We start from the raw sequence: 538 nt of genomic DNA on the forward strand, positions 1-538 counted from the left end.
AACCCAAAGCCTTGTATTGCCATTCGGCCAAAACCAGCAAATCGGGTTTCAGTGCCAATACTTTCTCAATCGAGAAAGTGCCGACTTCCACTTCGCCCACGTCGGCAAGCTGGTTCAGTTTAGGCACGGCTTTGCTGAATGCCGCCCAGCTTGGCGGCGCCCAGTCGGCCCAAACTGCTTTGGAAAAACCGACGACGTTGTCCAGCGCGGTTTTACCGCCGATGGCCATGTAGTCTTGGTAGTAGAAGCCCAAAACCACGCGCTTGGCAGGCAGGTCGACAGTTACCTTACGGCCGAGGATATCGGTCAGCTGAACGGGTTTGGCAAAAGCGGATACGGAGCCGACTGATAAAGCTGCGGTGGCAATCAAAGCAGAAAGTTGCGTAAATCTCATGAATCATTCCTTTAAAATATGATGATAACCATTATCTTTTTGTGAATTTAAAAGGTATTGAATCTTTTTTCAAGTGAAACGAGTGAGTAGACATATTTCGGAATAAAAAGTTTCATCATTAAAACGAAGGGATAGTGTTTATAT

The 538-nt window shown here is 46.7% G+C and carries 1 pseudogene; it reads right to left on the minus strand.

What is annotated here, in order from left to right:
• Positions 1-394, minus strand: a pseudogene (locus ACTHUE_RS20015) (ABC transporter substrate-binding protein); the annotation flags it as partial.
• Between the last annotated feature and the right edge of the window lie 144 nt (positions 395-538).

Source organism: Neisseria sp. P0021.S005 (assembly GCF_051956955.1).